This window comes from Pedobacter sp. MC2016-24 (assembly GCF_015223055.1).
GTDB lineage: Bacteria > Bacteroidota > Bacteroidia > Sphingobacteriales > Sphingobacteriaceae > Pedobacter.
This window is the reverse complement of record NZ_JADFBX010000004.1, coordinates 468,475-484,534: the sequence shown is the minus strand read 5'-3', so window position 1 is coordinate 484,534 and position 16,060 is coordinate 468,475. Positions and strand designations below refer to the sequence as shown.

At 44.2% G+C, this 16,060-nt stretch carries 10 protein-coding genes; 4 read left to right on the top strand and 6 right to left on the bottom strand.

The window, feature by feature from the left end; translation table 11 throughout:
* Window positions 1–4 precede the first annotated feature (4 nt).
* The 4 genes from IM797_RS12975 to IM797_RS12960 all read left to right on the top strand — a co-directional run bounded on the left by IM797_RS12975 (window position 5) and on the right by IM797_RS12960 (window position 5,434).
* Complete coding sequence (locus tag IM797_RS12975; protein ID WP_194127552.1) at window positions 5–1,306, top strand: efflux RND transporter periplasmic adaptor subunit; 1,302 nt, start codon at window positions 5–7, stop codon at window positions 1,304–1,306.
* A gap of 19 nt (window positions 1,307–1,325) precedes the next feature.
* On the top strand, window positions 1,326–1,742 hold the full coding sequence (locus IM797_RS12970) for a Fur family transcriptional regulator (protein ID WP_194127551.1): 417 nt from the start codon (window positions 1,326–1,328) through the stop codon (window positions 1,740–1,742).
* A 75-nt stretch (window positions 1,743–1,817) separates the two neighbouring features.
* The gene (locus IM797_RS12965; RefSeq protein ID WP_194127550.1) at window positions 1,818–3,800 is read left to right on the top strand and encodes a heavy metal translocating P-type ATPase; all 1,983 of its coding nucleotides are present in this window, start codon (window positions 1,818–1,820) and stop codon (window positions 3,798–3,800) included.
* Between the two features lie 116 nt (window positions 3,801–3,916).
* Complete coding sequence (locus IM797_RS12960) at window positions 3,917–5,434, top strand: hypothetical protein (RefSeq protein ID WP_194127549.1); 1,518 nt, start codon at window positions 3,917–3,919, stop codon at window positions 5,432–5,434.
* A 170-nt stretch (window positions 5,435–5,604) separates the two neighbouring features.
* On the opposite strand, the gene IM797_RS12955 is transcribed toward IM797_RS12960, so the two are convergent.
* The 6 genes from IM797_RS12955 to IM797_RS12930 all read right to left on the bottom strand — a co-directional run bounded on the left by IM797_RS12955 (window position 5,605) and on the right by IM797_RS12930 (window position 16,056).
* Entirely contained in the window at window positions 5,605–7,134 is a 1,530-nt protein-coding gene (locus IM797_RS12955) for a DUF4955 domain-containing protein (RefSeq protein WP_194127548.1), read from the bottom strand.
* Between the two features lie 23 nt (window positions 7,135–7,157).
* A complete protein-coding gene (locus IM797_RS12950; protein ID WP_194127547.1) occupies window positions 7,158–8,495 on the bottom strand; it encodes a polysaccharide lyase 6 family protein in 1,338 nt (445 codons plus the stop codon).
* 8 nt (window positions 8,496–8,503) lie between these two features.
* Complete coding sequence (locus IM797_RS12945) at window positions 8,504–10,063, bottom strand: arylsulfatase (RefSeq protein WP_228098834.1); 1,560 nt, start codon at window positions 10,061–10,063, stop codon at window positions 8,504–8,506.
* Window positions 10,064–10,068: 5 nt separating this feature from the next.
* Window positions 10,069–11,514, bottom strand: coding sequence for a RagB/SusD family nutrient uptake outer membrane protein (locus tag IM797_RS12940; protein WP_194127546.1), 1,446 nt, complete (start codon window positions 11,512–11,514; stop codon window positions 10,069–10,071).
* A gap of 25 nt (window positions 11,515–11,539) precedes the next feature.
* Window positions 11,540–14,941, bottom strand: coding sequence for a TonB-dependent receptor (locus IM797_RS12935; protein ID WP_194127545.1), 3,402 nt, complete (start codon window positions 14,939–14,941; stop codon window positions 11,540–11,542).
* An 83-nt stretch (window positions 14,942–15,024) separates the two neighbouring features.
* On the bottom strand, window positions 15,025–16,056 hold the full coding sequence (locus tag IM797_RS12930) for a FecR family protein (protein WP_194127544.1): 1,032 nt from the start codon (window positions 16,054–16,056) through the stop codon (window positions 15,025–15,027).
* Between the last annotated feature and the right edge of the window lie 4 nt (window positions 16,057–16,060).

The window sequence follows — 16,060 nt, the reverse complement described above, 5'->3', positions numbered from 1 at the left end:
TCCAATGAACACAACATCATATATCAAAAAAAGGATTTTCACACTTTCATGCGCTGCCCTGCTCCTGTCTGCAATCAGCGCCTGTACGAACAATGAAAAACCAACAGAAGAAAAGACGGAAGAAACCGCACATGGTCATGAAGGCCATGGCAATGAGATCGAATTGTCTGATCAGCAGATCAGTGCTGTAGGCATCGTAATCGGCGAAATCTCGCAAAAAAACCTCACTGCGGTGGTTAAGGCCAGCGGGCAACTTGCTGTACCACCACAAAATGCCGCACAGATCAATGTGCTTTCCGGTGGAATTATCCGTAAAATAAACGTCATTGAGGGTCAGCGCGTAACACGGGGACAAGTGCTGGTTACCATTGAAAACCAGGAGATGATCAAACTGCAACAGGATTACCTGGCTGCAAAAGGTGGTTTTACCTATGTCGAGGCCGAACATAACCGTCAGCAACAGCTAAAAGCTGCCAATGCAGGAACAGGAAAGGCACAAGAGCTGGCTGAAGCCAATTATAACGCCGAACGCTCCAAAATCAAAGCCCTGGAACATCAGTTACAGCAGTTGGGCATCTCGCCTGGAAAAGTGGCTGCCGGCAAGATCACTTCATTAATCCCTGTAACCGCACCAATACAGGGAACAATAGGTAAAATAAATGCCGAAACCGGTTCTTACGCACAACCAGGTGTGTCAATCATGGACATCGTAGACAATTCCAAAATCCACGCCGACCTGATCGTTTTCGAAAAAGACCTCGCAAGCATTAAAATGGGCCAGAAGGTACAATTCAGATTGACAAATCAGAAAAACCAGGAAATTGAAGGTGAGATTTATGGCATCAACAAGTCTTTTGAGAATGACAGTAAGGGTGTTGTGGTACACGCAGTCATCAAAAATCCTGGTGCAAACCTCATCCCAGGCATGTACGTAACGGGATTAATCGGCATAGGGACAACCACAGCTGCTGCTGTACCCATCGATGCTGTAATCAGGTCAGAAGGCAAACAATACATTTTTATTGTCGAGGATGAGGCTGAAGATCAGCACGATCACGCCAATGAAAAAGACCATGACCATGCCAAAGAGAAAGCTCATGAAGAAAGCAAAACACCTGCAGGCGAACATGCCAGGGATAACAAAATGACGCATTTCAAAAAGGTGGAAGTCAGCACCGGAATTGCGGAATTGGGATATATCCAGATCAATCCATTGGAAAAATTACCTTTGGATGTCAGGGTAGTCACCAAAGGGGCCTTTTATTTGCAGTCCAAATCATCAGGACCTGCAGCACACGACCATTAATGATTTCAAATACGCACACATGACAAAGGATATAGAAAGTACATTAAAGTCAAAAAACATCAACCCAACAGCCATGCGGCTGTTGGTGTTGGATTTTTTAACCAAACAAACCTCAGCGATCAGCTTAAACGATCTGGAAAAAGGAATGGGGCCTTCCGATCGGATTACCTTATACCGCACCTTGAAAACCTTTGAAGACAAAGGACTGGTACACAGTATTGAGGACGGCACCGGGGCTACCAAATATGCCTTATGTGACATCGGTTGTGATGGAGAGAACCACCACGACCTCCATGTCCACTTTTATTGCAATTCCTGCAAAGAAACATTCTGCTTACCCAATACCAAAATCCCGGAAATCGCTTTACCCGCAGGTTTTGAACCGCAGGAAATGAACCTCATCATCAAGGGTATCTGCGAACTTTGCAGCCATTAAACAGAAAACTGCCACGTACTTTGCAATAGCATTGCATCGGTTCATGCCTTACCTTTGCATCATAATTTTCAGATCATGAAGGTAGCAAACAGACATTCCGACTGCTGTGCAGCAGAAAAACATACACACACCAACGACAACCATAAGCATGCTTCAGACGAACATGGAGACGATGATGGACATGACCACGGTTCAACTGAACCACAAAGCTGGCTGAGCCATTGGCCATTATTAACCGCGCTGACGGTTGTCATCGTCATGATGGTACTCGAATATGGTTTCCACATCACTTTCAGCAACCTGATCCAGCTCATCATTTTTATTCCAGCTTATTTGCTGGCTGGGTATAATGTATTGGATCTCGCTTTTAGAAAAGCCATGCGCCTGGATTTCTTCAATGAGTTTTTCCTGATGAGTGTGGCCACGGTAGGCGCTTTTGCCATTGGCTCCTACAGTGAGGGTGTTGCGGTTATGGTTTTCTATGCTATTGGCGAATGGTTTCAGGATACCGCTGTATCCAATGCCAAAAGAAGTATCAAAGCCCTGCTTGATATCCGTCCCGATGCAGTAGATGTGATCAGAGATGGAAAAATCATTACAGTTAACCCTGCTGAAGTCAACATAGATGAGGTGATTCAAATCAAACCAGGTGAAAAAGTTGCCCTTGATGGCGTGCTGCTATCAGAAAAGGCTACTTTTAACACGGCCGCGTTAACCGGGGAAAGTAAACCCGACAATAAAAATAAAGGCGAACAGGTACTGGCCGGCATGATCAACCTCAATCAGCTTAGTGAAATCCAGGTAAAGGCCAGTTTTAAGGACAGTAAGCTCAGTAAAATACTGGAGATGGTTCAGGATGCCACAGCACGTAAATCGCAGACACAGCTCTTTATTTCGCGTTTCGCGAAAGTATATACACCGATTGTATTTCTTTTGGCCGTATTGGTAGTTGGCCTGCCTTATTTTTTTGTTGCCGACTATGTATTTAGAGACTGGCTGTACCGCGGACTTGTATTTTTAGTCATCAGTTGTCCCTGCGCCTTGGTGGTTTCCATACCATTGGGTTATTTTGGCGGGATCGGCCTGGCTTCAAAAAACGGGATCCTGTTCAAAGGATCAAATTTCCTCGATGTCATGACCCAGGTTGATACCGTTGTGATGGATAAAACCGGTACGCTCACCAAAGGCGTATTTGACGTCCAACGTGTAGTAAGCAATAATTTTGATGAAAAAGAATTGCTGAAGCTGGCAGCAGCAATAGAAAGTAAATCTACCCATCCCATTGCCACTGCAATTGTAAAACATGCGGGTGATGTACTCCAGGACGTTAAAATTGAACAGGTTGAAGAGGTCGCCGGTCACGGATTGAAAGGCCTGATCAATGGCAAAGAGGTACTCGCAGGCAACGCCAGGTTACTGGATAAGTTTCAGATTACGTACGACAAAGCGATAAGCGAAGAGGCTGATACCATTGTAGTGATTGCTGTAGCCGGGCAATATGCCGGTTACATCACCATTGCGGATGAGCTAAAAGAAGATGCCAAACAAGCCATATCGGCATTGCATGCGCTTAAAATACAGACCGTGATGCTCAGTGGCGACAAACAGACCGTAGTAGATAAAGTCGCGAAATTGCTCGGAATAGACCATGCTTTTGGCAATTTACTTCCGGAGAACAAAGTTGAGCAAGTAGAAGCACTTAAGCAGCAAGGAAAGCATCTTGCATTTGTTGGAGACGGTGTAAATGATGCACCTGTAGTTGCCCTGGCCGATGCAGGAATTGCGATGGGTGGTCTGGGCAGTGATGCCACCATTGAAACAGCCGACATTGTGATTCAAAATGACCAGCCATCCAAAATTGTTACGGCAATCAAAATTGGCAGGCTCACAAAAAAAATAGTCTGGCAAAACATCGCCCTTGCGATGGGGGTAAAAGTCATCGTACTTATTCTTGGTGCCGGTGGTGTCGCTACACTTTGGGAAGCCGTGATTGCGGATGTGGGGGTAGCCTTATTGGCCATCCTGAATGCAGTACGCATCCAGCAAATGAAAGTATAATGGTCAAAAAGGCCAATTGAATTGATGATTCTGCCAATAACAGATATTAAAAATTCGCTTTTTTTAACGCACTTGCATAGGTAAATCCGTTTAAACCGGCGGGTTCCCTATGCAATATGAAGAAACTTTTAATTTCCCTTTCTGCTGCCCTGTGCAGCGTCATCCTGTTTTCATTTATCATAGATCAACCCATTTGGGTCTCTAAATTTTTGCAAGTCAACAAGGACGGCAGCATTACCTATTTCCCCGACGAAAAAGGAAATGTAATTCCTGATTTTAGTTTGGTAGGCTATTACCATGGTTTAAAAAAGATCCCTTCTGTAAAAATCATCAGAACTGTAAATCCGATAAAAGGTGATGCCGGCGCGATGATTCAGGCAGCTATTGACGAAGTATCGGCACTTCCGGTTGGCACTGATGGCTTTAGAGGCGCGATCCTGCTAAGCAAAGGTGAATATCAAATAGCCGGTACCTTGAATATCACTGCGAGCGGTATTGTCCTTAAAGGTGAAGGAAATACCGAAAAAGGCACCAAATTAGTTGCCACAGGAAACCAACAGCGCTCCTTACTCAAAATTAACGGTAAAGGAAAGGTCACTGAAACCGGAAGCCGGATTAAAATAACGGATCAATATGTACCATGTGGGGCTAAATCCTTTAACCTGGCATCTACCAAAGATTTAAAAACAGGTGACAAGATTATGGTATACAGGCCAGGAACAGACCAATGGATCCACGATCTGCAAATGGATCAGATTGTTGCCAGAGAAGGCACAAAACAATGGAAAGGTGCCGATTATAACCTGAGTTACGAGCGTAAAATTACTGCAATTGAAGGCCATAAAATCACCATTGACAATCCAATTGTAATGGCTATGGAAGATCAGTACGGTGGCGGACAAGTCTTTAAATACGAATTTAAAGGCCGTTTAAATGAAGTGGGCGTTGAGAACATCTATTTCGAATCTGCTTACGCCGGTGATACAGATGAGCAACATGGCTGGGTTGCGGTCGACTTCAACAACATTGAAAATGCCTGGGTTGATGCTGTAACCTCTCGTTACTTCGGCTATTCCTGCGTAAGCTTAGGTGGCGGTGCTAAAAACATTACAGTTCAAAACTCCAGGTGTTTTGATGCAAAATCGGTGATTACAGGAGGAAGAAGGTATTCATTTAACAATGATGGTCAGCAGAATTTCTTTACCAACTTAGAAACAACAGAAGGCAGGCACGATTATGTAACGGGTGCAAAAACCTGTGGGCCGAATGTTTTTTATAACTGTAAAGCCAGAAACACCCATGCCGATATTGGTCCGCATCACCGCTGGGCGACAGGAACCCTGTATGACAACATCGATACCGATGGGGAGATCAACATCCAGGACCGCGGCAACTGGGGCAGCGGACATGGCTGGTCCGGCGTAAACCAGGTATTGTGGAACTGTAAAGTGTCTGGTGCAGCAGTACAGAATCCATGGGTTTCAGGAAAAAACTACGCCATAGGTGTGCAAGGCAAAAAGCTTAAAGGCCGTTTGGACGGTAAGCCAGATGGAATTTGGGAAGGGGAGAATAAAAATGGTGTGGAACCGGTTTCTTTATACGAAGCGCAGGTTAAGGCGAGATTGTTAAAATAAGAAAAGAATTAAGTAAGGTTCTCAACAATATCGGTATATCCGTCGATGGCTGAGCCGGCTAAGGCCCTTCGGGACCAAACCCGCCAAATGCCAGTTCATGGACATACCGATATTGTTTCAGAATGGTAGAACTTGTAAAGCGCCTTACTTGTATTTTGTTTAAACCTTTACTACTTATTGCTCTTTTCACCCATTAATCGGAACTCCAGCTGTGCTTTAAACAGCGACTTTGGTAAAACCTCCTGACCTTGCAGCTGATTTATTCCTTCATTCACAAAAGTCACCTTTTGATCCGATCTAAATCCGACAATCATCGGCAAAGCAATTGTATAGTTCCTCCTCCGGCTCATGTCCCAGAAATTGTATTCCTGAGCTTTGGCAGATTTATGGTAAAAATTCCACAACACCAAATACTTACCATGATGCGGATGACCATTCAGGGGTCCGCCAAGATTGTAAAATACCCCGCCATCAATATCATCATAGAGCGTAGCATTCGGCTGACCAGAATGAATATCGAAATTCTGATCAGTACCCAGCGAACACTGTGTAATCACCGTGCCAACCGCACTATATCCGGTTCCGGCACCATGATGTTGTGCACCATTAAAAGTACAGTGTTGGATCAGCACGCCATATCCTGTTCTCGCATGTACTGACGCATGACCCTTCTTACCCCTGAAATGGGTATTTTCGATAGTCACCTGGTACCCCGAGCGAATAAAAATTCCTTCGTTCCAGTCGTGGAATTCACAATGACGCACCCAGCTATTTTTAACATACTCCATCCCTATGGCTTCGTAAGCATAGTCATGGATCTCATTTTTATGGTGTATAAACTCTTCCGGATAACTTTTCCAGTTGCTGTTGAACAGAATATCTTCAATGCCACAATTTTCAAGAGCAGTATAGGGCTCAATATTCCAGCTTGCCGATTTCACCATTTTGATATCCAGGTGTATCGGGTTTTTAAAACTTACTTTGTTCCCCTCAATTTTGCTAATGGTATGAATTTCATAAACCATCATGCCACCTTTGTCGCCAAACAAACGCGACCATTCCGATTTCAATTCCAGTGGTGCGAAATACAGGCGTGTAAATTCTTCACTGCGGTGATGAATGACAATATCCTGTCCGACTGCAAGTTTCGAAGCATCTTTGACTACCACAGAAAAAGTTTCCCTGCCTGCATCTTCGACAATCGTAGTTAGCTTCTCCGTTTGCATTTCTTTAGGTTTAAAAATAAACTGACGGCCATTGATGCGCATATTGGCCTGATAAATCTCTGTTCCACCCGCAGTACTACCACTCCCCTTCAATACAATACCACTTTTTGAAATTCGGATTTGTTTTTTGGCATCTTCATCCTTTGCAATCAAATACTTTCCCGGAGAAAAGAAGACGACCCCACCACCTGGATTTGCCTCCGCTGCATCAACTGCCTTCTGGATCGCTTCATCGTCGTACAGATCGTCATTTGCCTTAGCGCCATAATCATCTACCCTAAAGTACTTTTTACCCGTTACAGCAGGAATTTCCCGTTCAGAGAACGCGTATCCGGCGTAGGAAAAATCGGGCAAATGTGGGGTTTTACCACTTTTTTTGGCTGCTATAAAATCTGTCCAAAGCGGAGCAACCTTTTGTGCGTGTGCAGAAAAGGTGACCAGTGCAATACTTAAAACAGTGATTGCTTTCTTCATGAATGTATTTGATTATAGATTTGTTAAAGTTTGATGCTTTCCACACGAATGGCCAAGACCAGGTTTCCGGCCCAGTCCGGTCCGATTTTTTCCGTTTTCCAGAAAGGAACATAGGCCGCTTGCCCTGGCTTTAAAAACAAACCATATTCAGTGCCCTTAAGCGAAAGGTCACTCACCGTAAAACCTTTAGCAGGCACATCTGCAGGTTTACCAATAAGCATATTGTTATGGAAAGTAATGTCAACCTTTGGATCATAAAATTTTACCGGAGCTTTATTGCCTGCTATGGTGTTATCTGTAAAGCTGGTATTCAAAGCGGGCAGGTAACGATCCGGATTGTAACCGGCACCAACAGCAAAAGGCTCTTTACAATCCACAATCAGGTTATTGCTGATGGTTGCATCTTTCACCTGCCAGTGACTGGTTAAAACCGGATTAGGCAAGCCTGCCATGACGGCGACAGCTGCACTTAAACCCGTTCCAGTTAAAGATTGCATATAATTGTCATGCACTTTGTGCCCTTCACCAATTACCCTCACCCCACCAGTTCCGGGCTTGTGGTTGCCGATAAAGAAATTGCCGTATACTTCTGATTTATTGCCATGACGGAGGGTAAGGGTAGCTTTACACTCGTAAAAGAGGTTGTTTCGAATGGTGTTTTTACCTGATTTATTAGAAATCGCTTCAATCTCTCCATCACAATGCTCAAAAACATTGTATTCCACTGTAGTAAATGAATCGTACATAGACCAGGTGCTGGTTCCAATGCGAATGGTTTCGCCACCATTGCCGCCAAGTTCTGGCCTTGGGCCGAAATAATTGTGGTCGATGTGGTGATAATTCGGCTGATCAGAAAGCCAGACCACCAGTGTTGTGGCCTGTGTAGTTTTTCCTTTCAGAAAACAATGGTCTACCCGGTTGTTAAAACCATATAAAGAAACCCAGCGGTAATCGGCTTTCTTATCCGGATTATTGTAATCTACCACCGAGGTATTGGTCAGTCTGCACCAGGTTGACTGTGCAGAAAATGCAATTACATCTCCTTTTTCAATATAGCCATCGGTAAAGGAAAGTCCGTCTACCACCAGCCAGGTGCCATCTATTTTTAAAGTAGAATTCCCGGTAAGTTGTGTCTTACCAGGAAATTCAGTTTTCATTACTATAGGTTGTTCTTTTGTTCCTTTGCCTTTAAAGATCAGTTCCTGGTCTTTCCAGTTTGATCCGGTTAGAATCACCTGGTCTCCTGGTGATAAACGCAAGGCCCTGACATCTGCGGCGGATTGGACTTTATATTCTTTTGCTGACAACTTTAAACTGATCATCAGTAGAAAGGTCACGATCATCACCGTAGATTTATTCATATGCTTATTTATTTGGTCATTGGCCTGCTATAACCTTGTTTCTGGTACTTAGCTAACAGCGCCGTAAGTTCCTTAACAATTTCGGGATTTTTATCATAAAGATTGGCTTTTTCCTCAGGATCTTTGTCAATATCATATAAAGTACCCGGTGCTTCGCCTGCAGTGGCCGTCGCTACCCTCGGCTCGGTAAAGCCTCCCGAGCCCAGTTCCGTGGCCAGTTTCCATTTCCCTTTTCTAATCGCAAAATGACCACCCAGGGAATGGTGAATGATTGATTCCCGGAGCTGTTTACCTTTGGCTTTGCCTTCAAAAGCATCAAGCATATTGAAACTGTCTTCCGCTGCCTGATTGGGTAATGGCTTATTCAGTACTGCTGCAAGTGTGGCAAATAAATCTGTAGTACACATGGTTTGCGTACTGGAAATACCTGCGGGAATGTGACCTGGCCAACGCGCAATAAAAGGGATACGGTGACCGGCCTCATAAATATCAGCCTTGCGGCCTTTATAGATGTAATTGGCCAGATGCCCCGATTGTTCGATATCCGATAGCTTCCAATCCGAACCATTGTCACTGGTCACGATAATGATGGTATTCTCGGCCAGACCGTTTTTCTCCAGTGCAGCCATCACCTGACCAATCATGTAATCGGTCTCCGCAACATAGTCACCGTAATTTCCAATTCCTGTAGCTTTTTTAAATTCTTCAGTTGGCACCCATGGGGTATGTGGTGATGGCAATGGTAAATACAAAAAGAAAGGTGCTTTATCTTTTGAGGCAGCATGCTGATCAATATACTGAACAGATTCGTTGATGAACCGTGGCAATACCTGCTGAAAATCAAAGTCGGGCGACATTTTACCCGGGCGTCGCATAGATCCGCGCCCATCCTGCTCCCCCAGTCCGGCCGTCATGGCTGTCGGCAGCTTTTCCACCTGACCATTACGGATATAACAATATGGAGCCATATCTAAAGAAGCCGGTATGATGTAAGAATAGTCGAAACCATGGTCGGATGGCCCGCCTTTAACAGCTGCGGTAAAATCTACATTATCTTTAAAATCTGCTGTTATTTTCTCGCCACTTTTCAATTCCCGGATGGACTGTTCAGGATCAAGCCTGGCCCAGTCCAACCCCAAATGCCATTTTCCGATACAGGCGGTATGGTAACCGTTATCCTTCATAAAATCGGCTACGGTTACCCTTCCTGGCTCGATCAGCGACCTGGAGAACCCGTTCAACACGCCTTTTTTCAAACTTGAACGGAAGGCATACCGTCCAGTCAATATGCCATACCTGGTTGGCGTACATACTGCCGAATTGGAATGGGCATCGGTAAAACTTACGCCCTGCTTCACCAGCTTGTCCATATTTGGCGTCCTGATTTTGGAGCCCGGGTTTAAACTGCTCAAATCTCCATACCCCATATCATCCGCCAGAATATAAACCACATTGGGCTTCCCCTTGGGCAACAGTTGCGCATGCGCAGCCAGCATCCCGGAAGCAAGTACTGCCATGGTAACCCAGGCATTTTTCATCAGGTAAGGAGACTTGAGAAAGTTCATCATGATCGTTATTTTAAGTTAGGGTTAACATCTGTTTCAGATAATGGTATCGGGAACAGCAAGTGGTTGTCATCTACGGTCACACCCACTGTAGCCATTGCTGTTTTCAAACGCCCGAGTCTGAGCAAATCCCATCTGCGCTGACCTTCGCCGCAAAGCTCACGGGCGCGTTCCTGCAGCAATACTGTCACAAAAGCATCCGCCGATGGCGTATTGGCAAGGTTAAACTGGTCTGCCGGGAGCGTCAAACCTGCACGCGTACGAACAGTATTGATACCGTTGAACTTATTTGGATCAGCCGGGTTGATGTTGTTCATCGCTTCCGATTGTAACAAATAGAGTTCAGCCAAGCGCAATACATACCAGTCTGTTCTGGAGTTGTTGTTGTCGCCCGGCCATTTGCTATCCCTGAATTTATAGATGAAAGGAGTCACATTTTGAACCACGCCAGTTTTACGGTCGGCGGCAGTATTGGCTACACTATAGGTTTTGCGGATATCGCGTGCCCCTGCCGGAAAACCATTGTTAAAAAAGTAATTGGAGGCATTGAATGAACCATAACCACCCAGAACAACAGGATAGAACATCCTCAGTGTAATGTTAGATGCATTGGGTGCTTCACCAAAACGTACCGCAAATACCACCTCTTTATTATACTTATTGTCGGAGCTAAAAATATCTGAATAAGTTGGCAGCAATCCATAGGATCCGGTATCTCCGATCACCTTGTTACAAGCTGCCAGGGCATCCTGACTGTCATTCGCCTGGGCGGCTACAGATTTGGCCCGGGTTAACAATACTTTAGCCAATAATCCGGATGCTGCGCCAGAAGATACACGGCCCTTATCTGCTCCCGCAATCGCTTTTTCTGCATAGCAGTTCGTTTCGGCATATTTCAAATCGATAATGATCTGCTCATACAATGCCGCAAGTGTTGCTTTTTTAGGATATAAATTCGGATCGGTCGCCGTAACTGGCGCAAGGATCAAAGGAACTTCACCAAATGCAGTAAGCAGGTTGAAATAACCCATTGCCCTTAAAAAGCGGGCATTTCCAAGGATATTGTTCTTTTTAGCCTCATCCATCGAAATCGGCGGCACATAGGTGATCACCTCATTGGCATTTTTGATCAGTTTGTAGTTGTTTACATACCAATTGCTGATCTCACCATTCACATTTGTAAAAGTATGATCGTTCAGGGAATTACGGTCGGCAGCACCAGGGCCGGCATACATTAAATCTGAAGCATTATCCGATACGGTATATACCGTACGCTGGTAAAATGTTTGCGGTTGAAGCGTACTGAACACACCATTCAATGCGGCAACGGCATCTTTCTCTGTCTGATAGAAATTCTCAGGTGTTAAAAAACTACCGGGCTCTTCGGTCAGAAACTTTTTGCAGGATCCCAGTGTCAATACTGCAGCAAGTAATAATAATATTTTCGTTTTCATGATCTTTTAAATTAAGTATAACCGATTAAAACCCGATTTTTGCGCCCAAAAGGAATGTCCTTGACGGTGGATAAGAGTTTACATCTGCACCAACATTCAGGTTTTGCGAACCTGTATTCTGACTTCCCGAGTTCGAATTACGGCTATCATAAGAATTGATTTCAGGACTATATCCGGAATACCTGGTGATGGTCCAAAGGTTCTGACCGGTTACATATACCGTTGCAGTTTTAAATACTTTAGATTTAGAAACCGGGATGTTATACCCCAATGATACTGTCTGCAGGCGTAAATAGCTTCCATCTTCCAGGTATCTGCTGACCACACCAGCAGCACGTTCAGTGGTACTGTAGGCTCTTGGCAATTCGTTGGTTGATCCAGCCCCATTCCATGCACCTGTCATTTCAACATATTGATTGTTTGTGGTACCACCGTTATGTGCATACTTGGTAATGTTCAGAATCTTATTGCCCTGAACGCCTTGCATAAAAATGGCCAGGTCAAAGTTTTTATAGCTGAAATTGTTGTTTATGCTGTAGATAAATTTCGGTGCAGCCTGTCCTATGATCGCACGGTCATCACCATTAATGATTCCATTGCCATCCAGATCTCGGATGATTGCATCACCAGGAACCACACCTTTTCTGCCCGCAGCATCAATTTGTTGCTGTGTTTGCCAGATGCCATCAGAAAAATAACCATAAAACGAACCTATCGGCTGACCAACACGCAGAATGGAAGGCGCCAGGCCATTGGTCACAATATATGATCCGGTACTCCCCACCATGATGTTATTGGTGCCGTTCATATCGGCTACCTTATTTTTATTCGTAGAATAGTTTAAGGTTGTAGACCAGGTAAAATCTTTGTTGTCAATGTTCTTGGCATTTAGGGAAAGCTCTAAACCGTGATTTTGAACTTTACCGGCATTTAATAAAATGGTCGAAAAGCCTGAAGACTGCGGTATAGCCACATTTAGTAACAAATCTGTAGTGGTTTTACGGTAATAATCGGCTACAAAGCTCAACCTGTCTTTAAACAAGCCCAGATCCAATCCAAAATCAAAAGATTGTGTCGATTCCCAGGCTAGTTTAGGATTTGGAATATTCAGTGAGGAAACGCCGACTACTCTGACCGGTGCCGTGCCCAATGAATAACCATTTGCACCATACTGAAGTAGAGAAGCATAAGAAGGAATTTCCTGATTTCCCGTTTTACCATAACTGGCTCTTAATTTCAGGTTAGAAATTTGCTTAATGTCTTTAAGAAAATCTTCGTTAGATGCACGCCAGGCCACAGCTCCCGAAGGGAAATATCCCCATTTGCTGTTCAAACCAAAACGGGATGAGCCATCGGCACGCATGGTAAATGTGAAAATATACTTATCAGAATAGTAATAATTTGCCCGGCCAAAAAATGAAGCCAGGTTATTTTTCACCGCATTAGATGTGGGCGTAAGCACATTACCGCCAATACTTAAATTGTCAGCACCCAGCGCATCGGTAAAATAATTCTGGGAGCTTGCACTAAACTCATCTGTTTTAAACTCCTGAAGGGAAAAACCTGCTAAAGCATCTATACGGTGGTTTTTGTTAAATTCTTTGGTATAAGAAAGGGTATTTTCATTCAACCAACTGTAGTTCACAGCACTCGATCTGTAGCCCTGCCCTACAGTGGCCTGACCGATAAATACCGTAGAGGGTAAATAGCGTTTTTCAAAACCAGAAGTGAAATCGACACCAATACTGGTTTTAAACTTCAAACCAGGAATCAATTCATATTCACCAAAAGCATTGATTAAGCCCCTGCTTGCACCGATATTATCCTGAGTTAACATCACGCCTGCAACGGGGTTACCATATACACCCACCACCGGGATCGGTTCATTTTGAAAACTGTATTTTCCGCTTGCATCCCGTAATGGAACGATCGGGTTCATATTCAAGGCCCCACCAGCAGCACCATAACCTACACCTGTCTTGGTGGCATCAATATTTTGCGAAGAATAAGAGATCTGTGAGGAGAACCCTACTTTAATTTTATTTCCTATGTTTCTATCCAGGTTCATACGGATCAGTTCTCTTCTGAATCCGGTATTGCGCATGATCCCGTCCTGATCAAAATGATTTAATCCCAGATAGTAGCGTGTATCTTTGTTACCGCCACTAAAACTCAACTGATAACTTTGAATTGGCGCTGTGCGGTACAATTCATCCTGCCAGTCTGTTCCCGCACCTAAAGAATTAATCTGGTCGTTGGTATATGGCAGGGCTTTTTGAGTGGCCGGGTTTGCCGCGTTATATTGTGTATAATAATCATTCAGATATTGAGCAAACTGGCTGGCATTCATCATATCCATTTTTTTGGATAATTTCTGCTGACCATAATACGCATCAAAATTGATGTTGTTCTGCCCTTCTTTACCTTTTTTAGTGGTCACCAGGATTACCCCGTTGGCACCACGACTACCATAAATGGCGGTGGAAGAAGCATCTTTCAATACTTCAATAGACTGGATGTCATTCGGGTTGATGGAACTTAAATTGGCCACGCCCGCAAAACCGTCAATCACATATAAAGGCTCGTTACCTGAGTTGATCGAGTTGGTACCACGGATGCGGATAGAGGTTGCGTTTCCAGGCTGTCCGTCCGATTGAGTCAATTGCAAGCCACTAACGCGGCCCTGAAGCATCTGATCGGCTCCAACTACCGGCGTTTTATCCAGATCTTTACCGCTCAAAGAAGCCACCGATCCGGTCAGGTCACTTTTACGCTGTGTACCATAACCTACCACCACCACTTCATTCAATTCTGTATTTGCATCGTCCTTTAAGGTTACGTTGATGATCGCGCGACCGGCAACAGCAATGGTTTGCGTAGCAAAGCCCACATAAGAAAACTGGATAGAACCACCATCTGGTACAGCCAGTTCATATTCTCCGTTTCCATTACTTACCGTTCCTTTGGCAGCACCCACGACTTTGATGCTCACACCAGGCAGCGGTCCGCCTTTATCATCCGTAACTTTACCCTTAACTTTGATGTCTGCCAAACCAGATGCTTCCGGGGCAATCACGATCAAACCGGCATTGGTCACTTTATAAGTCAGCCCGGTATTCTGCAATACTTTGCCGAGCACATTTAACAATTCTTCATTTTGCACACTCAAAGTCACCTGTTTATTTTTAGGCAACACGTCTTCACTGTACATAAACCTGGTTTGTGCTTTTTGCTCTAATGCACCAATGGCCTCCTTTAAACTGCTTCCATTTAAGGTTAAGCTAACCTTAACATCCTGTCCATAGCTTTTTGCAGAAACATCCAGGCTAAGCAACAGCCCAAGGATTAAGGTCCAGTTGAGCATCAAGATTAACCGACTCTTGAAGCGGAATAAAAATGCCTGATCGGGAGGTGTTTCGTTCTTCATAATTGATTTTGTTAGTATTTATATTTAGTCATAGCGTTTAATTCCAAGCTACCGGATCTGCTAAATTTTACCCGGTTAGCGCTTTAATAAATGAGTACTGTATTGTTCGGCAGCATTTTGAACTTGAAGGGCCTGACCAGCTGCATGGCCGTCAAAGCTTCTTCTATCGTTTCTTTATCCAACATACCGCTAAAATGATAGTCACGCACCTGCGGATTGGCAACCTTAAATTGGATATTGTACCACTTTTCCAGTTTAGGCATCAGTTCTTCAAAAGCATTATCCTTAAAAATCAGTTTATTATCTAACCAGGACGTTTCTTCGTAATAGATCTTATCTGATATGGAAATTGGTTTCAACTGCTCAATCACCAATGCACTCCTAAATTCATCGGTTTTACTCTGTGTCAGCGCAAATTTCTCACTGGGTCTGAGGATTAAATGTTGCTCGGGTTCATTGTTGATCGACAACTCAATCATTCCCCGCAGCAAGGTCGCCTCGGTCTTATTATCTTCAGGATAAGCTTTTACGTTAAAAGCCGTACCCAATACTTTGATCGAGATCTTTTCGGTGTAAATGATAAAAGGATGTTTTTTGTCTTTAGCCACATCAAAAAAGGCCTCGCCGAAAAGGCGTACCTGCCGGTTATTGTTGGCAAAAAGATCCTGATCGTATTCTAACCTTGAGTTGGCATTTAGCCATACGCTGGTTCCGTCTGGCAGCATCAGCTTCTTACGGGTATCTTTTCCGCAAGTTACAATGGTATCGGGATTCGCTAATCTGGGACCTGGCTGTACCATGAAATACCAGGAAAAGGCAGCGATGAACAATAGGGTTGCAGCAATAGCCAGCCTTGGCCACCATCGTTTTTCAGGTAGGGGCTCCTCAGTCGCCACTTCATTAAAATCATTGGTATATTTTAACAGATGACGCTCAAATGCTCGTTCAGCATCTGGTTCAGGGTCTTTTTTAAAATGGACCTGGGCTAAAGTTTCTTCGTAATAAAGGGAATCGGGATACAACTGCATGAGTGTTTCCAACTCAGACAATTCCTCCTCAGTAATTTCTTTGGCCAGTTTTCTGGCCAGCAAAGTCATGATCCGCTCCCGCTGCATTCAA